This is a genomic window from Rhodobacter viridis (assembly GCF_003217355.1).
Taxonomy (GTDB): Bacteria; Pseudomonadota; Alphaproteobacteria; order Rhodobacterales; family Rhodobacteraceae; genus Rhodobacter; species Rhodobacter viridis.
The window spans coordinates 75,603-93,612 of record NZ_QJTK01000004.1 but is presented as its reverse complement, the minus strand read 5'-3'; the positions used below and the strand labels follow the sequence as shown (position 1 = coordinate 93,612).

The window sequence follows — 18,010 nt, the reverse complement described above, 5'->3', positions numbered from 1 at the left end:
AAGAAAAAACCGATGATCTTTTTCTTGGCTCAAATATGCCGGGGGGTGAATTTGCCGAAAGGCAAAGAGGGGGGCAGCGCCCCCCTTTCGCGTCTCAGGCGGCGGGCATCCGGCTTTCGACCATCCCCGCATACCAACTCGACCCGAAGGGGATCGCGCTGTCGTCGAAATCATAGGCCGGGTGGTGCACCATCGCGCTGTCGCCATTGCCAAGGAAGATATAGGCACCCGGCCGCGCGTTCAGCATGTAGGAGAAATCCTCGCCGCCCATCATCGGCGCCATCGACGTGTCGACCTGCCCCGACACCGCCTGCGCGACGTCGATCGCGAACTCGGTGTTTTCGGGCGTGTTCATCGTCACCGGATAGCCGCGGATATAGCGGATCTCGACCGTCGCCCCATGCGCGGCAGCGATGCCCTCGGCCACTTCCTTCACCCGCCCTTCGGCGAAATCGCGGATCGTCGCATCCAGCGTGCGGACCGTGCCCTTCAGATGCACCGTCTGCGGGATCACGTTATAAGCCTCGCTCTCGGTGCGGAAGGTGCAGATCGAGACGACGATCTGCTTCAGCGGATCGACATTGCGCGACGCGATCTGCTGCATGGCGACGACGATATGAGACGCCACCAGCGTCGTGTCGATGCATTCATGCGGTTTCGCGGCGTGGCCGCCCTTGCCGGTCACCACGATGTCGAACTGATCGGTCGCGGCCATCATCGCACCGGGGCGGATCGCGAAGCTGCCGACCGGGAAGCCCGGCATGTTGTGCATGCCATAGACTTCCTGAATGCCCCAGCGCTCCATCATGCCATCGTCGACCATCGCCTTGCCGCCGCCGCCGCCCTCTTCGGCGGGCTGGAAGATGACAACCGCCGTGCCGTCGAAATTCCGTGTCTCGGCCAAATACTTGGCCGCGCCCAGCAGCATCGCGGTGTGGCCGTCATGGCCGCAGGCATGCATCTTGCCCGGCACTTTCGAGGCATGCGCCGCCCCGGTCTGTTCCACGATCGGCAGCGCATCCATGTCGGCGCGCAAGCCCACCACCCGGCCCGCCGTATCGCTGCGGCCCTTGATCACGCCGACGACGCCGGTGCGGCCGATCCCCTCGACCACCTCGTCGCAGCCGAAGTCGCGCAGAAGCCCCGCGACCTTGGCGGCGGTGCGGTGCACCTCGTACAGAAGTTCCGGGTTTTCGTGAATGTCGCGCCGCCAGGCAGTGATCTCGGGCAGCAGTTCGGCGAAGCGGTTCTTGACAGGCATGTGCTTGCTCTTCCTATGGAAAACGGCAGGATCGCCCGGGCAGGCTGGCAGGGACGCCCGCCCTTGGCAAGGTCAGAAGGTGGGGCCGAGGTCGATTTTTGATCCGTCGGTAAAACGGCCCCAGCGGAAGCGGCTCAGATCATGGCCGGGAGATTGCCCGGTCATCAGGCTGGCCATCACCCGGCCGACGCCGGGGCCGATCCCGAACCCATGCCCCGAGAGCCCGGTGGCGACGAAAAGCCCGGGCAGCGGCGCGGCATCCAGAACCGGCACGGTGTCGGGCATCACGTCGATCATCCCGGCCCAGTCGCGCACCAGCTTCGGCTCGCCCAGAGACGGGAAGGCGCGGCCGAAAGCGCGCTGGACATTGTGCAGGAACACCCGGTTCGGCGCGGGGTCGAGAATCCGGCACCGCTCGAACGGGCTTTCGCGATCCTCCGACCACATCCGCGCCGTTGTCCAGCCATCAGGCCAGCCCGGCTCGGGCGCGCGCGGATGGATCGAGGTCTTCGACAGATCGCGGGCCATCTGCGGCATGTATTTCCGGAAATGCCGCAGCCCATCCGGCCCCATGTAGAAGTCGTGCGAGGTCCCGGGCGCGACCGTGTAGCTGCCATCGAGCCGCCGCCGCCAGGCAAAGACATCATCGACGCCCGACACTTGCGTGATCTCGGGCAGGGGCACGGTCTGCGCCACGGTCGAGCGGACGAGCAGCTGCGGCAGGCTCAGCCCGTGCCGGCGCAGGAAGAGCGAGGACCAGGCCCCCGCCGCCACCAGAACCTGCTCGCAAGCGATGCGGCCGTTTTCAGTGACGACGCCCGCCAGCTGCCCGCCAACGATATCCAGTGCCCGCACCGCGCAATGCTCGATCACCGTCACCCCCGCCCGCACCGCGCGCGCAGCCAGCATCGGCACGGCGACGAAAGGCTCGGCCCGCGCATCGGACGGCGTGATGAGTCCCGCGACCCAATTCGTGGCATGGGGAATCGCTGCGGCCAGTTGCGCCCGCCCAAGCAGATGACTTTCGAGCCCATGCGCCCGCGCCAAATCGACCCAGGCCGCGAAGCCCTCCGCCGCGGCGGGCTTGTCGGAAAGATAGGCGACACCGCAGCGGCGGAAGCCAAGTTCGGGGCCAAGCTCGGCCGCGATCTCCTCCCAGAGCCGGATCGCTTCCTGCATGATCGGCAATTCCGCCGGATCGCGGCCCTGTTGCCGGATCCAGCCCCAGTTTCGCGAAGATTGCTCGCCCGCCACCCGGCCTTTTTCAAGAACCACCACCCGACGCCCGGCGCGCGCAAGATAATGAGCGGCCATCACGCCAGCGACCCCCGCGCCCATCACCACCACATCGGCGGCCTTGGGCAAGGCGGCGGAAAAACGGACAGGATCATTGAGCGAAATCACAAACGGCATCGGGCGCTCCTTCGGGTCGGGATGGGGAAGGCTTGACCGCGAACCGGCCAAGGTCAAGCCCGGACGCGCGGGCAAGCGACATGCGCGGGCCGCAGGGCTTCCCCAGCGTTAGCGCTTGCACTGGGCGGGAAAATCTCTAACACTCGGTAAAATTCGTTCACCACTTGGTGATCGCCAAGAAGAACCAGCGCCAAGAAACGCTGCAAATACAAAGACTGGGGGACGCCATGCGCGAGGAAGCGCAGCCCGTGCTCGAGGTGACGAACCTCAAGACGATCTTTCGCACCCGTGGCGGCGAGGTGCATGCCGTCAACTCTGTCTCGTTCGATCTGAAACCCGGCGAATTGCTGGGTGTCGTCGGCGAGTCGGGCTCGGGCAAATCCGTCACCATGATGTCGCTGATCGGGCTTCTGCCCAGCCCCCCCGCCGAAGTGCGGGACGGCCGCGTGATGTTTGACGGGCTTGATCTGCTCAAATGCACCCCCGCCCAGCTGCGTGCCGTGCGTGGCCCCGGCGTCGGCTTCATCTTTCAGGACCCGATGACCTCGCTCAACCCGGTCTTCACCGTGGGCTATCAGCTGCGCGAGCCGCTGATGAAGCACATGGGCATGACCAAGGCGCAGGCGCAGGTGCGGGCACAGGAGCTGCTTGAGCTGGTGGGCATCCCCGACGCCGGGCGACGGCTGAAAGATTTCCCGCACCAGTTCTCGGGCGGGATGCGGCAGCGGGTGATGATCGCCATCGCGCTCGCCTGCGATCCGAAAGTGCTGATCGCGGATGAACCGACGACCGCGCTCGATGTGACGATTCAGGCGCAAATCCTTGAACTGGTGAAGGATCTTCGCCAGAAGCTCGGCATGGCGATCATCTGGATCACCCATGATCTGGGCGTGATCGCGGGCATCGCCGACCGGATCATGGTCATGTATGGCGGCCAGATCGTCGAACATGGCACGGTGAAGGAAGTCTTCGCCAAGCCCCGCCACCCCTACACGCGCGCGCTGTTGCAAACGGTGCCCTCCGTGCGCGGCGAGCGGGCCGAGAAACTGAACGTGATCGAGGGCCAGCCGCCGATCCTGCGCGCCGCGCCCGCCGCCTGTCCGTTCCGCGACCGCTGCAGCTTGCGCTTTTCGGCTTGCGACGCGGCCAACCCGGCACGTTATGATGTCGGCCCGGGCCATGATGCGGCCTGTTTTTGGGATTTCGACGCGAATGCCCCGCGCAAGGAAGTGACGGAGAAAGCCCATGTTTGACGGCGGCAAGCGGCCTCTGGTCGAGGTCGAAGGGCTGAAGATGTATTTCCCGATCACGGCGGGGCTGTTCCGCGCCAAGGTCGGCGATGTGAAGGCCGTCGATGACGTGACCTTCACCATCTACGAAGGCGAGACGCTGGGGCTGGTGGGCGAATCGGGCTGCGGGAAATCGACCTGCGGCCGGGCGATCCTGCGGCTTTACGAACCGACCGCGGGCTCGGTGACGATCGACGGCGAGGATGTTCTGGCCGCGCCGCCGAGCGAATTGCGCGCGATGCGGCCGAAGATGCAGATGGTGTTTCAGGACCCGCAGGCGTCGCTCAACCCGCGCATGACGGTGGCCGGGATCATCGGCGAGCCGCTTGACGAGCACACGACGCTCACGAAGCCGCAAAAGCTCGCCCGGATCTACGAGTTGATGGACAAGGTCGGGCTGAACCGCGATTTCGCCAACCGCTATCCGCACGAGTTTTCCGGCGGCCAGCGCCAGCGCATCGGCATTGCCCGGGCGCTTGCGCTCAATCCGCGCTTCATCGTCTGCGACGAGCCGATCGCGGCGCTTGACGTGTCGATTCAGGCGCAGGTGGTGAACCTGCTTGAAGAGCTGCAGGACAGCCTCGGGCTGACCTATCTCTTCATCAGCCACGACCTGTCGATGGTGCGCCACATCGCCGACCGCGTGGCGGTGATGTATCTGGGCCGGATCGTCGAACTGGCCACCCGCGATGCGCTTTACGAGGCGCCGCTGCATCCCTACACGCAGGCGCTCTTGTCGGCCGTGCCCGAGCCCGACCCGAATGCCGAAAGCACCCGGCAGCGGATCATCCTCAAGGGCGATGTGCCCTCGCCCGCCAATCCGCCCAAGGGCTGCAATTTCTGCACCCGCTGCCCGAAGGTGATGGATCTGTGCCGGTCGGTGGAACCCGAGTTCCGCGAAGTGGCGCCGGGTCATTTCACCGCCTGCCATCTGCACAATCAGACCGCCGGGTAACGGCGGCGCGAAGTGACCGGGCGGGAAGCCCGAGCAAACGTGATCTCTGCATCCAACGAAGGAGAGGACGCATGAAACTCAAGACCGCATTGATGGGGGCCGCCGCTTTGCTGGCCTTCGCGCCTGCCGCGTTCGCCGAACGCGGCTCGGACGGTGAGCTGAAGATCATCCAGTCGCAGGCTGCCTCGACGATGAACCAGTACCTGTCCTCGGGCACCAAGGACATCAACGCCTCCTCGATGGTCTCGGAACCGCTGGCCTCCTACAAGCCCGATGGCACGATGATGCCGCGTCTGGCCGTCGAGATTCCGACGCTGGAAAACGGTGGCGTCTCGGCCGATGGCAAGACCATCACCTGGAAACTGCTGCCGGGCGTGAAATGGTCGGACGGCACCGATTTCACCGCCGATGACGTGGTCTTCACCGGCCAATACTGCATGGACCCGGCCGGCGGCTGCGCGCAGCTGTCGAAATTCGAAGGCATCGACAAGATCGAAGCCGTCGATCCGCTGACCGTGAAGATCAGCTTCAAGGAACCGAAGACGAACCCCTATTCGGCCTTCGTCGGCGCCCTTGCCCCCATCCTGCAGAAGAAACAGTTCGAGAAATGCCTCGGCGCGAATGCCTCGAGCTGCACCGATGCGAACTTCAAGCCGATCGGCACCGGCCCGTTCGTGGTCACCGACTTCAAGACCAATGACGTGGCGGTTTTCGTCGCCAACCCGAACTACCGCGATCCGGCAAAACCGGCCTTCGCCACCGCCACGCTGAAGGGCGGCAACGACGCGATGTCGACCGCGCGCGCCGTGATGGAAACCGGCGAATACGACTATGGCTGGAACACCCAGATCGAGCCCGAGGTGCAGGCGCAGATGATCGCCGCCGGCAAGGGCAAGTTCATGACCGCTTACGGCGGCCTTGTGGAACGGCTCGAACTGAACATGACCGACGCCTCCTCGGCCCTGCCCGAGGGGGAGCGCTCGACCGCCAAGCATCCGCATCCGATCTTCTCGGACATCCGCGTGCGCGAAGCGCTGTCGAAAGCGATCGACCGCTCGCTGCTGGTGGAAATCGGCTATGGCGAAGCCGCCCGCCCGACCTGCAACCTGGTGCCCGCGCCCGAGATGTTCGCGTCGGACAACACCGGCTGCCTGACGCAGGACGTGGAAGGCGCGAAGAAGCTGCTCGATGAAGCGGGCTGGACCGACAGCGACGGCGACGGCATCCGCGACAAGGACGGCAAGAAGCTGAGCCTCGTCTATCAGACCTCGGTCAACCCGATCCGCCAGAACTTCCAGGCGATGATCAAGCAGTGGTGGAACGACATCGGCGTCGAAGTCGAGCTGAAACAGATCGATCCGTCCGTGTTCTTCGGCGGCGATGCAGGCTCGCCCGACACGTTCCAGAAGTTCTACGCCGACGTGCAGATGTTCGCGAACGAATGGGACGGGACCGACCCGCAGGCCTATCTGGCACAGCTGACCTGTGAAAAGGCGCCGAAGCCGGAAGACCAGTGGCAGGGCGAGAACATCCCGCGCTTCTGCAACCCGGACTATGACGCGCTGATCAAGGAAATGCTGACCACCGCCGATCCGGCCAAGCGTGCCGACCAGATCAAGAAGCTCAACGACATGGTCACCAAGGATGCGATGGTCACCGTGCCGCTGGCGAACCGGGCCCGCTTCTCGGCCGTGTCGAACACCCTCGTGGGCGTCGACATGAACGCCTGGGACAGCGAATACTGGAACGTGGCCGACTGGTCGCGGGCGAAGTGATCGCAGCATGAGAGACCGTGAGGTCGGACCGGCAAGGCCGGTCCGACCCGGGCGGGGGGCGCCGGGCCGTTGGCCCGGCGCCCCCCGCCACCCCCCGAGAGACACGAGAGACGAGCCGAGGCGCCGATGTTCCAGTATACGATGCGACGATTGCTGATCGCGATCCCGACGCTTCTGATCATCTCTTTGGTGATCTTCCTGCTGCTCGAGGCCGCCCCCGGCGACCCTCTGGGCGAGGTTCCCCTGACCGTGCCGCCCGAAGTGAAGGCGAAGATGCGCACCGCGCTTGGCCTCGATGCCTCGTGGTACATCCGCTATTTCCTCTGGCTCAAGCAGATGTTCTGGATCGAGCCGATGCATCTGTGGGACACTCTGTTCGGCACCCACATGGCCGATGACATGCAGCGCGTGATCTCGTTCCAGTCGCGTCAGCCGGTGATGGACATCATCGCGCAGCGCATGCCGCAAACCTTGATCGTCGTCGGTTCGGCTTACGTGATCGGCGTGCTGATCGCAGTGCCCATCGGCATCCTCTCCGCCTATCGACAGTATTCCTGGTTCGACAACCTCGGCACCTTCATCTCGATGATCGGCTTTTCGGTGCCGACCTTCTTTACCGGCGTCGTGCTGATCGTGATCTTCGCGGTCAAGCTGCAATGGTTTCCGATGGTCTACGACACCACGTTGCAGGTCACCGACTGGGCCAGTTTCACCAAGCAGCTCAAGCAGATGGTGATGCCGGTCACGGTGCTGTCGCTGTTCAACGCGGCGCAGATCTCGCGGTTCATGCGCTCATCCATGCTCGACAACCTCGGGCAGGATTACGTCCGCACCGCCCGCGCCAAGGGCCTGACCGAGCGCGTCGTCGTGCTGATCCACGTGCTGCGCAACTCGCTCATCCCCGTCGTCACCGTGATCGCGTTGGGCGTGCCCTCGATCTTTGGCGGGGCGATCATCACCGAGCAGGTGTTCAAGGTGAACGGGCTCGGCCAGCAGCTGATCCTCGCCATCCATGCCAACGACCTGCCGATGGTGATGACGCTGACCTTCATCTTTGCCGTGCTGATCGTGCTCTTCAACCTGATTGCCGACCTGCTTTATGGCATCCTCGACCCGCGGATCCGTTATGACTGACACCACCACCAAAATCCGCCCGCCCCGCAATCAGTGGTGGGATGTCTGGGACCAGTTCAAGACCCACAGAGGCGCGCTGGTCGGCCTGACGATCTTCGTGGCGATCCTCGGCCTGATCCTGATCGGGCCGCTCGTCTGGCACATGGACCCGACCTATGTCGACTTCCGCGCCCGCAACAAGGGCTTCTCGCTCGCCCATCCCCTGGGCACCGACCAGCTGGGCCGCGACCTGCTCGCGCGGATGATGGCGGGGGGCAAGGTCTCGATCTCGGTCGGTCTGACCGCGATGTCGCTCTCGATCTTCCTTGGCGCGGCAATCGGCGTGCTGGCGGGCTATTTCAAGCGGCTCGACGGGCATCTGATGCGGCTGACCGACCTGTTCCTTGCCCTGCCGCTGCTGCCCTTGCTGCTGCTGATGGTGACGCTGTTCCGCGATCCGCTGTCGAAAGGCTTCGGCCCCGAGGGCGGGATTTTCCTGCTGATCGTCACCGCGATCGGGGCGACCTCCTGGATGCAGACCGCGCGGATCGTGCGCGGCGAGGTGCTGGCGCTGAAGGAACGCGAATTCGTTCTGGCGGCGCGCTCGATCGGCACGCCCGCGCATCGGCTCGTGCTGCGCCACATCCTGCCGAACGTGATGTCGCCCATCATGGTCTCGGCCACGCTTGGCATCGCTTCGGCGATCATCACGGAATCGGCACTGTCGTTCCTGGGCCTCGGCTTCCCGCCGGACTTCCCGACCTGGGGGCGGCTTCTGTTCGACGCCGTCGATCAGATCCAGCTGTACCCGATGCGGGTGATCCTGCCCGGCATCGCGATTTCGCTGACGGTGCTCTCGGTCAACTACATCGGCGACGGGCTGCGCGACGCGCTTGATCCGCGCATTCGCGGCCGCTGATCACCACGGCATCGAGATCTGCGCCGGGGGCTCTGCCTCCGGCGTTTTCATTTTCGCAAGGAACGCCGCGGCCTCGGCGGTGATCGCGGCCCGCTCCCCCTCCCCCATCGCGGCCAAAGCCTTGTAGGGCAGCGCCATGCGGGGGTTCTTGCCGAACCGGGCCTGATGGGTGATCAGGAAATTCCAGTAGAGCGTATTCATCGGGCAGGCATTCCGCCCGGTCCGCGCCTTCGCATCATAACCGCAGCCGCGGCAGTAATCCGACATCCGCCCGATATAGGCCGCCGCCGCCGCATAGGGCTTGGACCCCAGCCGCCCGCCATCCGCATGCGCCACCATGCCATGCACATTCGGCAGCTCCACCCAGTCGAAGGCATCGGCATAGACGGCGAGATACCAGTCCTCGATCTCGGCAGGCGCAATCCCGGCCAGCAGCGCGAAATTGCCCGTCACCATCAAGCGCTGGATGTGATGGGCATAGGCATTCTCGCGCGTGCCCCGGACCACCTCGGCGATGCAGCGCATCCGCGTGTCGCCGGTCCAGTAGAACGACGGGAGCGGCCGCGTCGCGTTCAAGGCATTCGTTTGCGCATAGCCGGGCATCTCGGTCCAATAGATCCCGCGCACGAATTCGCGCCAGCCGATCACCTGCCGGATGAAGCCCTCGACCGCATTGAGGGGCGCCCTGCCCTCAAGGTATTCCCGTTCCGCCGCTGCCGCGACCTCGAGCGCGGTCAGCAACCCGATGTTCAGCGCGGGCGCGATCAGGGAATGATAGAGGAAATCCTCCCCCGCCTGCATCGCATCCTGCCAATCGCCAAAAGACGGCAGAGCGACGCGCAGGAAATCATCAAGCGCCAGAAGCGCCTCGGTCCGCGTCACCGGCCAGCCGAAGCGATCAAGCGTGCCGAAGTGATCCACAAACCGGGTCTCGACCAAGGTCATCACCTCGGCCGTCACCGCATCGGGGGCAAAGCGCTTGCGCTTCGGTGCGCGATGGCCGCGCGGCAGCGCCTTGCGGTTCTCGGCGTCGTAATTCCATTTGCCGCCGAGGGGCTTTGCGCCCTCCATCAACAGCCCGGTGCGCCGCCGCATCTCGCGGTAGAAATACTCCATCCGCCCGGTCTTGCCCGCCGTGGTCAGCCGCGCGAATTCCGTGGGCTGACACAGGAAGCGATCATCGTCGCGGATCTCGACCGGCACGCCAAGCGCCTCGGACCAACCCTGCATCAGCTGCAGCACCCGCCATTCGCCCGGATGCGTCACCACAACCGCCTCGGGCCGATGCCGGGCGACGGCACGGGCCAGTTCCGCACTGAAATCCTGACGGTTTTCGGGGTCATCAAGACGGACGTAATCGACCGTGATCCCCTCGGCCCGCAACTCCTCGGCAAAATGGCGCATCGCCGAGAGGACCAGCACCAGTTTCTGCTTGTGATGGCGGACATAGGTGGCCTCGGCCGCGACCTCGACCATCAGCACGACATCGCGCGCGGGGTCGAGCCCGTCGAGCGACGAGATCCCCCGCGTGAGCTGATCGCCCAAGATGAAAACCAGCCTCATCGCGCGCGGCGGCAACGGTCCGAGCAGAACCGGACGTTCTCCCAATCCCGCGCCCATTTCTTGCGCCAGGTGAACGGGCGACCGCAGCAGGCACAGAGCTTTTGCGGCAGATCGCCCTTTTGGACCCTCTTCGCCATCTCAGCTTTGCGGCAAAAGCGGCTCGAAGGCGCCACGGATCGCGCTGCCTTCGGGCTTCGTCATCGAGCCCCAGGTGGCCACGACCTTGCCATTGCCATCGAGCAGCACCTTGTTGAAGTTCCAGCGCGGCACAAAGCCCTGCGTCTCCTTCAGCCATTTGTAGAACGGATGCGCCTCGTCGCCGAGCACATGGGTGATGTCGGCCATCGGGAAGGTGATGCCATAGGTGACGGTACAGAACTCCGACACTTCCTTGCCGCTGTCCAGCTCCTGCTTGAAATCGTCCGAGGGCACGGCGAGCACGATCAGCCCCTTCGGCCCCCAGACCTTGTGCAGCGCCTGCAGCCCTTCCAGCTGCGGGGTAAACCCGCAGAGCGAGGCGGTGTTGACGACCAGCACCGGATGACCGCGATAAGCAGCCGTGTCGATCACGCCGCCCTCGATCGAGGGGAAGGTGAAGGTCGGCGCCGCCGCCTCCTGCGCCTGCACGGCAGGGGTGGAAAGCGCCCCGAAACCGGTCAGGACCGCGGCTGCCATCAGCTTGAGATTCATTGCAGTTTCCTCCTGCGCAAAAGAAGCGTTGCCGTCACGAGCAAAAGCCCGCCAGCCGCGAGAGAGAGCACCGGCCAGTCCCCCGCCCGGGCATTCGACACGATCACCCCAAAGAGCGCCCAGCCTGCGCCAAAGGCGTAGCTTGGCACCTCGGGGCGGCGCCAGACGACGATCAGCGCGGCAAGAATGACCCCCGTCAGCGACAGATAGGCCGCCTGCTGGCCGGTCAACACCCCCTGCCCGCCCAAAGTGATCGCGATGGCGACGCCACAGGCCGCCGTCACCCAGCCCGCATAAAGCCCGACCGGTCCCGCCGCCCAAAGCCCGGCCCCGCCTTTGCCGGTCGGCGCCCGCAGAAAGGCGGCACTCGCGGTCGCGGCCATGAAGATCAGCATCACCGTCGCCAGCACCGGCTGCAGGTTCGCCACCGTGATCCAGAAGCTGCCGACCGCCAGCGACAGGATCAGCGCAAGCCGCATCTCCTGCCAGTCCGGGTTGCGCCATGCCCGGACGAGCCCGTAACCCGCCCCCACGATCAGCCACAGATAGATCGCCCCCCAGATCGAGAAGGCCCAGCCCACCGGCTGCACCGGCCAGCGATCGGCGACGACCGGGAATTGCGACGGCGTGAAGCCGCGAAAGCCCTCGGAGAGGAACGGCGATCCGGCAAAGGTCAAAGCGACGATCAGCGTCAAGGGCGCCAGCAGCTTGCGGTCCATCCTCGTCCTCCCTTTGCGCCCATCCTGCGGGGCGTTGCCGCCAAGTGCAACCGCGGCGGTTGTCATCGCGGCGGGCCTCGTGGCATTCTCCTCTCGACAAGACGCAACCGGCGGGCAAAAGGTTGCGTCCGAAACGACAAAAGCGGCGAAAGGCAACCGGATCAGATGGCGGATGCAGGACAGGATCTGGGCGATCTGCTGGCGCGGGTGGCGCTGGCCGACCGTGCGGCCTTCGAGCGGCTTTATTCCGTGCAGGGCGCGAAACTTTTTGGCCTCTGCCTGCGTCTCCTCAAGGACCGCCGGGAAGCGGAGGATGCCTTGCAGGATGTGTTCGTGAAGATCTGGATGAATGCCGACCGTTATGTGCCGGAGGTGGCGAGCCCCGCCGCCTGGCTCAATTCGGTCACGCGCAACCTGTGCATCGACCGGCTGCGGCGGCGCAAGGGCGGCGAGATCGGCGTCGAGGCACTGGAAGAGTTGCCCGCCGAGGCCCCCGGCCCCGAAGCGGCGGCGATCCGCGCCTCGGAAGGGCGGCGGATTGACGATTGCATGACGCGCCTTGACACCACCCGCGCCGAAGCCGTGCGAAGGGCCTATGTGGAGGGCGAAAGCTATCTGGAACTGGCCGAGCGCTTTGCCGTGCCGCTCAACACGATGCGGTCCTGGCTGCGCCGGTCGCTGATCTCGCTGCGGGAGTGTCTGGAAGGATGAGCGGGTTGCGGCAGGACGATATCGCGCTGGCGGGCGAATATGTGCTGGGCACGCTGCCCGGCACGGAACGGCAGGCGGCGGTGCGGCGGATCGCGACCGATCCGGATTTCGCGCGCGAGGTGGCCCGCTGGGAAAGCCGCTTCGATCCGCTGGCCGACGAGGTGACGCCGGTGGCCCCGCCCGGTCGGGTCTGGGGCGGTGTCGAGACGCGGGTCTTCGGGAGACCCGAGCGGACGGGGGCCGGGCTCTGGCGCTGGCTCGCCGGGGCTTCGGGGCTCTCGGTCGCCTTTCTCGCAGCGCTGCTGACGCTCGGTGAGCCGATCCTGCCCGCGCGCGGGCCGCTGCTGGTGTCGGACATGGTGTCCCAGGATGGCGCGGTGCGGCTGGCGGCGCTTTACGACAGCGAGACGGGCGAGATGCGGGTCTCGATGGGCGGCGATGCGCCCGCGCCGGGGCATGATTTCGAGCTTTGGGTGATCGCGGGCAACGCCGCGCCGATTTCGCTCGGCGTGATGCCGCGTCAAGGCAAGGCGGCGATGCCGATCCCGGAAGCGATCCGGCCGATGCTGGCCGATGCGACGCTCGCCATCACCGAGGAACCTTTGGGCGGCGCCCCTGAGGGCGTCGCGACCGGGCCGCTGGTCGCCAAGGCGGCGCTGCGGCGGATCTAGCCTTCCACGCCGGGACCAAAGCCGCCCGTCATCGGGGTGCTGGGCGCGCGGCGCTGGTGCAGGCTTGTCACCACTTCGTCGATCTGCGCGCGGCATCCCGGGCAGATGACGTAATCGACCGCCGCGGGGTGATCCGCGCCCAGATCCTCGGCAAAATTCCAGCCCTGTCCGGGCTGATGCACCGCACCGCAGAACGAGCATTTCCGCGCCTCGGCCGCTTCGTCGGCATGCCAGTGCGGCAGCGCCTCCTCGAAACCGCGGGCATCGCGCAGGTCATGCACCATCAGCACGCGACCGTCCTTCATCGGCTGGATCGTCATCTGGAAACGGCGCAGCAGCGTCGGGCTGTCGCAGCGATAGTCGATGCGCAATGGCCCCTGCACCGCGCGCACGGCGTCGATCATCCGCGCCAGCGCCGCCCGCGTTTCGACCCCTGCCACATGATGGGCAAGCGGCGTGGCCAGCACGGCGTTCGAGCGCGCGCCCGAACCGCCATTTGCCAGCGCAAACTCGTCCCATTCGCCGCCGATCCACAGAATCCGGCTTTCCGGATCAAGCACGTAGTAAACTTGTTGGAATTTCAAGAGATTCGCCCGACTGCAGACCCCGCCCGACCGCGAGATCCTGTCCGACTGTCTCATGTACAACTTGTCGCAGGCAAGCATTTTGCGCAGACGTGACGAAATTCCGTCCCGTCCGCGCAAGGATGCACAAGCCGCGCTTACGCGCTGTGAACGATCCGCACCGCTTTCGACGGCCGCGCCGCCGCCATCGCGGTGTCGCGGATATCCTCGGCGGTCAGACCGGCCCAGGCATACATCTCCTCGGGCGAACCGTGATCGATGTAGCGATCGGGCAGCGTCATCGTCCGAATGGCGCGGCCCTTTTCCAGCTGTCCGGTGCGAGCCAGATGGTGCAGAACCATCGCGCCAAAGCCGCCCATCGCGCCCTGCTCGACGGTGATCAGCGCCGCGTGGGTGTCGAGCAGCCGGTCGATCAGATCGGTGTCGAGCGGACGGCAGAAGCGCGCATCGGCCACGGTGGTCGAGACCCCCTCGGCTTCCAGCATCTCGGCCGCCTTCAGCGCCTGCGAGAGATGCGCGCCAAAGGACAGGATCGCGACCTCGGTGCCTTCGGTCAGCACCCGGCCCTTGCCGATTTCCAGCACTTCGCCGCGTTCGGGCATCTCGACGCCGCGCCCCTCGCCGCGCGGATAGCGCAGCGCGATCGGGCCGCTGTCATGCGCCGCCGCGGTCACGACCATGTGGCACAGCTCCGCCTCGTCGGCGGCGGCCATCACGGTGAAGTTCGGCAGGTTCGCCAGCATGGAAACGTCAAACGCCCCGGCATGGGTCGCCCCGTCCTGCCCGACCAGACCCGCGCGGTCGATCATCAGCCGCACCGGCAGGTTTTGCAGCGCAACGTCATGCACGAGCTGGTCATAGCCGCGCTGCACGAAGCTCGAATAGAGCGCCAAGAAGGGCTTCAGCCCCGAGGCCGCCATGCCCGCGGCAAAGGTCACCGCATGCTGTTCCGCGATACCCACGTCAAAGACGCGGCGCGGGAAGCGTTTTTGCATGATGTCGAGACCGGTGCCCGTCGGCATCGCCGCCGTCACCGCCACGATCGCCTGATCGCGGGCGGCTTCCTCGGTCAGGCGTTGACCGAAGACAGTGGTGTAGTTCGGCGCATTCGGGATCGATTTCTTCTGCTTGCCGGTCTCGATGTCGAATTTCGACACGCCATGCAGCTTGTCCTCGGCGCCTTCGGCGGGGGCATAGCCCTTGCCCTTGGTGGTGCAGACGTGGATCAGCACCGGACCCGACGCGCGGGCGCGGGTGACGCGCAGCGTTTCCACCAGTTCCGCCATGTCATGCCCGTCAACCGGACCGATATAGTCGAAGCCGAGTTCTTCAAAGAGCGTCGCGCCGCCGGGCATGGCGGTGACCATCTGCCGCGCGCGACGTGCGCCATCGCGCACCGGGCCGGGCAGATGCATTTCGATCCCCTCGGCGGCGGCTTTCAGCGCCGCGAACGGACCCTGACGGGCGATCGTGTTCAGATAATGCTGCAGCGCGCCCACGGGCGGGGCGATCGACATGTCGTTGTCGTTCAGGATCACGAACATGCGCGATTTCAGGTGGCCGGCGTGGTTCAGCGCCTCGTAGGCCATGCCCGCGGTGATCGAGCCGTCCCCGATGATGGCGATCGTGTCACCGACCGGCTGACCGAGTTCCCGACCGACTGCAAAGCCCAAAGCGGCCGAGATCGAGGTCGAGGAATGGCCCGCGCCAAAGGCGTCATGCGGGCTTTCCGACCGTTTCGGGAAGCCCGAGATCCCGCCCGCCTGACGCAGCGTGAGCATGCGCGACCGGCGACCGGTCAGAATCTTGTGCGGATAGCATTGGTGCCCCACGTCCCAGATCAGCTTGTCGCCGGGCGAGTTGAAGACCGCATGCAGCGCGACCGAAAGCTCGACGACGCCAAGCGAGGAACCAAGATGCCCCCCGGTCTGGCTGACCACTTCGACGATCTCGCGCCGGACTTCGGAGGCGAGCGCCGTCAGATCGGCAATGCTCATCGCCTTCAGATCGGCGGGACCGGTCACGCGGTCAAGATGGGGGGTGCGGGATGGCGTGGCGCTCATGGTTGCGTCCTCCGATGAGCCTTCTGGTCTAAAAGGGTGCCGCGGGGGTCGGACCTGCGGCACCAGGTGCCTGAATTAACAGGGAAGGGATTCGGGGCTGTGGGCCCCGGAGTTTCCGGAGCCTTGGCCCGGAACGGAATACCCCGGCCGCGCGCATCGACGCGCGGCCGGGGGAAGGGGTCTTACACGACGTCGGTCGTGTGCATCACCACGATTTCGCTGGTGTTCGGGTAGGGCGTCGGCGTCTGGTGCGACCGCTCGGGAAGCATCAGGCCGAGACCGTAGGACCCCATCACCAGGCCGAGGCCGAGCAGGAAGGGGATCGAGCCGAGGAAGGCACCATAGGCCATCTGACGACCGATCCAGAGTCCCATCTCGAACTTGGAACCGTTTTCGTAGTCGAAGGGTTTGTCGAACATGGACATGGTCTCTTCTCCTTACGGGGTCACGGGGGCATAGCCGTGGACTTGCGCCCAGACATACCAGTTGTCGACAACGGTGCCCGAGAGCAGGATGCCGATACCACCGGTCAGCGTCACCATCACGGCCATCCAGATCGCCCAGCGGTGGATGCCTTCCATGGTGGCGTTGAAGCCCATCGTCCAGCGCCAGAACAGGGCGGCGCGTTCCGAAGCGGTCCCGCGGTCGACGATCTGTTCGAGTTCGCGGTCACCACCGAAGCGGGTCACCGCAAGAATGGTCGCGCCGTGCATGGCGAACAGGAGCGCCGAGCCGTAGAGCGAAGCGATCGAGAGGCCGTGGAACGGGTTGTAGAACAGGTTGCCGTGGTCGAGCGAGAACTGGTTGGTCCAGTCGAGGTGCGAGAAGATGCCGTAGGGCGGAGCATAGCTCCAGGACCCCATCAGGATCGGGCGCCAGAAGCCGAGGACCGACCACAGCCAGATGGCCGACAGGAAGGCCCAGGCCATGTGCTTGCCCATGCCGAGTTGTTCGGCGCGGGTATAGACACGGACCCACCACGCGATGACCGAGATCGCCATGAACAGCGACGCGATCTGCCACACGCCACCTTGTTTCAGCGGAGCAATCGCAAGACCGTATTCGGCCGGCGGCGGCTCCAGGCTGAAGAAGAACAGGTCGCGCATGAAGATGAAGGGATCAAAACCGGCTTGATACCAGTACCAGACCCCGATCGTCATGAACCAAGCCGCGCCGAAAGCGAGCGAGGTGATGCCGGCGATGCCCAGATAGATCGGCCCGAGTTGGGCGTTCCCCATCCAGCCGAGCAGGCTCACGAAGGTGGCGGGGGTGCGTTCGAACGTGTCGACCCCTTCCTTGAGCCCCATTTCGGGCTCACCGCTCACCTGCACTTGGGTGAAGAAGTTCTGATACTCAGCCATTGATGCCTCCTGCCATGTCAGCCCAGAACGGCATGTTCACCCACCAGTACCACCAGTCACTCCACAGATCGAAGTAGATGGTGCCGGAGACGAGCATACAGCAGGCCGACCAGAACACCGCGTTCAGCGCGAGAAGCAGGCCGAGGCGGTGGATGCCGAGCGTACCGAGCGAGTAGCCGATGAGGTCACGGAAGTAGGTGTCCTCGTGGTCCGGCGTCCGCATCGTCTTGCCTTTGACGGGGTTGGCCGCCGAAAGGATCAGAGCCCCGTGCATCGCCAGCGCCCAGGCGGTGGTGAAGAACAGGCTGATGCCCAGCATGTGGAACGGGTTGTAGTGGAAGTTGCCGTAGGTGTAGCCGGTGTTGGAGACCCAGTCGAGGTGCGTCCAGATCCCATAGGGGAAGGCATAGCCCCACGACCCCATCAGCATCGGACGGATCACGACCAGCACCAGATAGGCGAAGATCGCCATCGAGAAGGCGGCCGGGATATGGAAGCCAATCCCGAGTTTGCGGCAGATTTCGACTTCACGCAGCGCCCAGCTGCAGAAAGCCCCCGTCGCGCAGACGGTGATAACCTGCCAAAGACCGCCCTTGTCGAGCGCGGCCACGTTCAGACCATTTTCCACCGGCGGCGGAAAGATGGAGATCAGTTGGGGGTTCCACGTGCCCTGCATCGCGGCTCCCCAAAGGATAAGCAAAAAGCCGAGCGTGGCGAAGAAGATGGTGGTGACCCCGAAGAACCCGACATAGAAGGGTCCGACCCAGAAGTCGAAAAGGCTCCCGCCAATCAAGGTGCCGCCCGGCACACGGTATTTTCGTTCGAAGCTGAGCAAAGCCATGCCCGTGTCTCCGCTGTTGCGGGACGGTCCTTGGCCCGGCAAAAGGCCTCAGATCGTGCCGATGGGTTGCGTCTTGCGGTAT

Annotated in this window: 18 protein-coding genes; 7 read left to right on the top strand and 11 right to left on the bottom strand. The window is 65.3% G+C overall.

All coding sequences use genetic code 11. The annotated features are described in order from the left end of the window. Positions 1-94: 94 nt before the first annotated feature. Positions 95-1,261, bottom strand: a complete 1,167-nt coding sequence (locus C8J30_RS07585) for a M20 aminoacylase family protein (RefSeq protein WP_110805142.1) — start codon at positions 1,259-1,261, stop codon at positions 95-97. A 72-nt stretch (positions 1,262-1,333) separates the two neighbouring features. Then, positions 1,334-2,674 (bottom strand): NAD(P)/FAD-dependent oxidoreductase, encoded by a 1,341-nt coding sequence (locus C8J30_RS07580; protein ID WP_110805140.1) that lies wholly within the window; start codon positions 2,672-2,674, stop codon positions 1,334-1,336. A 227-nt stretch (positions 2,675-2,901) separates the two neighbouring features. Between C8J30_RS07580 and C8J30_RS07575 the strand changes: the two genes are divergently transcribed. From C8J30_RS07575 to C8J30_RS07555, 5 genes are all read left to right on the top strand, one after another. Continuing rightward, complete coding sequence (locus C8J30_RS07575; RefSeq protein ID WP_110805373.1) at positions 2,902-3,927, top strand: ABC transporter ATP-binding protein; 1,026 nt, start codon at positions 2,902-2,904, stop codon at positions 3,925-3,927. Beyond that, complete coding sequence (locus tag C8J30_RS07570; RefSeq protein ID WP_110805139.1) at positions 3,920-4,918, top strand: ABC transporter ATP-binding protein; 999 nt, start codon at positions 3,920-3,922, stop codon at positions 4,916-4,918. The genes C8J30_RS07575 and C8J30_RS07570 overlap by 8 nt, the downstream gene beginning before the upstream one ends. A gap of 71 nt (positions 4,919-4,989) precedes the next feature. Beyond that, positions 4,990-6,693 carry a peptide ABC transporter substrate-binding protein gene (locus tag C8J30_RS07565; protein WP_110805137.1) on the top strand — a complete coding sequence of 568 codons (1,704 nt, stop codon included), beginning with the start codon at positions 4,990-4,992 and terminating at the stop codon, positions 6,691-6,693. A 126-nt stretch (positions 6,694-6,819) separates the two neighbouring features. Beyond that, positions 6,820-7,827 carry an ABC transporter permease gene (locus C8J30_RS07560; RefSeq protein ID WP_110805135.1) on the top strand — a complete coding sequence of 336 codons (1,008 nt, stop codon included), beginning with the start codon at positions 6,820-6,822 and terminating at the stop codon, positions 7,825-7,827. Continuing rightward, positions 7,820-8,725 carry an ABC transporter permease gene (locus tag C8J30_RS07555; RefSeq protein WP_110805133.1) on the top strand — a complete coding sequence of 302 codons (906 nt, stop codon included), beginning with the start codon at positions 7,820-7,822 and terminating at the stop codon, positions 8,723-8,725. Before C8J30_RS07560 ends, C8J30_RS07555 begins: the two co-directional genes overlap by 8 nt. On the opposite strand, the gene C8J30_RS07550 is transcribed toward C8J30_RS07555, so the two are convergent. The 4 genes from C8J30_RS07550 to C8J30_RS07535 are packed head-to-tail and all read right to left on the bottom strand — an operon-like array spanning position 8,726 to position 11,697. Beyond that, the gene (locus tag C8J30_RS07550) at positions 8,726-10,288 is read right to left on the bottom strand and encodes a cryptochrome/photolyase family protein (protein WP_110805131.1); all 1,563 of its coding nucleotides are present in this window, start codon (positions 10,286-10,288) and stop codon (positions 8,726-8,728) included. Then, a complete protein-coding gene (locus C8J30_RS07545; RefSeq protein ID WP_110805130.1) occupies positions 10,285-10,425 on the bottom strand; it encodes a DUF2256 domain-containing protein in 141 nt (46 codons plus the stop codon). Before C8J30_RS07545 ends, C8J30_RS07550 begins: the two co-directional genes overlap by 4 nt. Position 10,426: 1 nt before the next feature. Beyond that, a complete protein-coding gene (locus C8J30_RS07540; RefSeq protein ID WP_245909725.1) occupies positions 10,427-10,963 on the bottom strand; it encodes a glutathione peroxidase in 537 nt (178 codons plus the stop codon). An 11-nt stretch (positions 10,964-10,974) separates the two neighbouring features. Then, positions 10,975-11,697 carry a hypothetical protein gene (locus C8J30_RS07535; protein ID WP_110805128.1) on the bottom strand — a complete coding sequence of 241 codons (723 nt, stop codon included), beginning with the start codon at positions 11,695-11,697 and terminating at the stop codon, positions 10,975-10,977. Positions 11,698-11,862: 165 nt separating this feature from the next. On the opposite strand from C8J30_RS07535, the gene C8J30_RS07530 reads away from it, so the two are divergent. Both C8J30_RS07530 and C8J30_RS07525 read left to right on the top strand, forming a co-directional pair. After that, positions 11,863-12,408, top strand: coding sequence for a sigma-70 family RNA polymerase sigma factor (locus tag C8J30_RS07530; RefSeq protein WP_110805127.1), 546 nt, complete (start codon positions 11,863-11,865; stop codon positions 12,406-12,408). After that, entirely contained in the window at positions 12,405-13,079 is a 675-nt protein-coding gene (locus C8J30_RS07525; RefSeq protein WP_110805126.1) for an anti-sigma factor, read from the top strand. Before C8J30_RS07530 ends, C8J30_RS07525 begins: the two co-directional genes overlap by 4 nt. On the opposite strand, the gene C8J30_RS07520 is transcribed toward C8J30_RS07525, so the two are convergent. The 5 genes from C8J30_RS07520 to pufL all read right to left on the bottom strand — a co-directional run bounded on the left by C8J30_RS07520 (position 13,076) and on the right by pufL (position 17,928). After that, complete coding sequence (locus tag C8J30_RS07520) at positions 13,076-13,663, bottom strand: hypothetical protein (RefSeq protein ID WP_146227875.1); 588 nt, start codon at positions 13,661-13,663, stop codon at positions 13,076-13,078. The two genes, C8J30_RS07525 and C8J30_RS07520, sit on opposite strands and share 4 nt — an antisense overlap. Before the next feature lie 137 nt (positions 13,664-13,800). Continuing rightward, positions 13,801-15,726 carry a 1-deoxy-D-xylulose-5-phosphate synthase gene (gene dxs / locus C8J30_RS07515; RefSeq protein WP_110805122.1) on the bottom strand — a complete coding sequence of 642 codons (1,926 nt, stop codon included), beginning with the start codon at positions 15,724-15,726 and terminating at the stop codon, positions 13,801-13,803. Positions 15,727-15,908: 182 nt separating this feature from the next. Further along, a complete protein-coding gene (gene pufX / locus C8J30_RS07510) occupies positions 15,909-16,151 on the bottom strand; it encodes an RC-LH1 core complex protein PufX (RefSeq protein WP_110805120.1) in 243 nt (80 codons plus the stop codon). A 12-nt stretch (positions 16,152-16,163) separates the two neighbouring features. Then, a complete protein-coding gene (pufM, locus tag C8J30_RS07505; RefSeq protein WP_110805118.1) occupies positions 16,164-17,087 on the bottom strand; it encodes a photosynthetic reaction center subunit M in 924 nt (307 codons plus the stop codon). Next, positions 17,080-17,928 (bottom strand): photosynthetic reaction center subunit L, encoded by an 849-nt coding sequence (pufL, locus tag C8J30_RS07500; protein ID WP_110805116.1) that lies wholly within the window; start codon positions 17,926-17,928, stop codon positions 17,080-17,082. The genes pufM and pufL overlap by 8 nt, the downstream gene beginning before the upstream one ends. Positions 17,929-18,010 lie beyond the last annotated feature (82 nt).

What these genes read in the sequence shown, in the direction of transcription:
- C8J30_RS07585 (WP_110805142.1), bottom strand. Translation starts at nt 1,261, where the DNA reads ATGCCTGTCAAGAACCGCTTCGCCGAACTGCTGCCCGAGATCACTGCC.
- C8J30_RS07580 (WP_110805140.1), bottom strand. Translation starts at nt 2,674, where the DNA reads ATGCCGTTTGTGATTTCGCTCAATGATCCTGTCCGTTTTTCCGCCGCC.
- C8J30_RS07575 (WP_110805373.1), top strand. Translation starts at nt 2,902, where the DNA reads ATGCGCGAGGAAGCGCAGCCCGTGCTCGAGGTGACGAACCTCAAGACG.
- C8J30_RS07570 (WP_110805139.1), top strand. Translation starts at nt 3,920, where the DNA reads ATGTTTGACGGCGGCAAGCGGCCTCTGGTCGAGGTCGAAGGGCTGAAG.
- C8J30_RS07565 (WP_110805137.1), top strand. Translation starts at nt 4,990, where the DNA reads ATGAAACTCAAGACCGCATTGATGGGGGCCGCCGCTTTGCTGGCCTTC.
- C8J30_RS07560 (WP_110805135.1), top strand. Translation starts at nt 6,820, where the DNA reads ATGTTCCAGTATACGATGCGACGATTGCTGATCGCGATCCCGACGCTT.
- C8J30_RS07555 (WP_110805133.1), top strand. Translation starts at nt 7,820, where the DNA reads ATGACTGACACCACCACCAAAATCCGCCCGCCCCGCAATCAGTGGTGG.
- C8J30_RS07550 (WP_110805131.1), bottom strand. Translation starts at nt 10,288, where the DNA reads ATGAGGCTGGTTTTCATCTTGGGCGATCAGCTCACGCGGGGGATCTCG.
- C8J30_RS07545 (WP_110805130.1), bottom strand. Translation starts at nt 10,425, where the DNA reads ATGGCGAAGAGGGTCCAAAAGGGCGATCTGCCGCAAAAGCTCTGTGCC.
- C8J30_RS07540 (WP_245909725.1), bottom strand. Translation starts at nt 10,963, where the DNA reads ATGGCAGCCGCGGTCCTGACCGGTTTCGGGGCGCTTTCCACCCCTGCC.
- C8J30_RS07535 (WP_110805128.1), bottom strand. Translation starts at nt 11,697, where the DNA reads ATGGACCGCAAGCTGCTGGCGCCCTTGACGCTGATCGTCGCTTTGACC.
- C8J30_RS07530 (WP_110805127.1), top strand. Translation starts at nt 11,863, where the DNA reads ATGGCGGATGCAGGACAGGATCTGGGCGATCTGCTGGCGCGGGTGGCG.
- C8J30_RS07525 (WP_110805126.1), top strand. Translation starts at nt 12,405, where the DNA reads ATGAGCGGGTTGCGGCAGGACGATATCGCGCTGGCGGGCGAATATGTG.
- dxs (WP_110805122.1), bottom strand. Translation starts at nt 15,726, where the DNA reads ATGAGCGCCACGCCATCCCGCACCCCCCATCTTGACCGCGTGACCGGT.
- pufX (WP_110805120.1), bottom strand. Translation starts at nt 16,151, where the DNA reads ATGTCCATGTTCGACAAACCCTTCGACTACGAAAACGGTTCCAAGTTC.
- pufM (WP_110805118.1), bottom strand. Translation starts at nt 17,087, where the DNA reads ATGGCTGAGTATCAGAACTTCTTCACCCAAGTGCAGGTGAGCGGTGAG.
- pufL (WP_110805116.1), bottom strand. Translation starts at nt 17,928, where the DNA reads ATGGCTTTGCTCAGCTTCGAACGAAAATACCGTGTGCCGGGCGGCACC.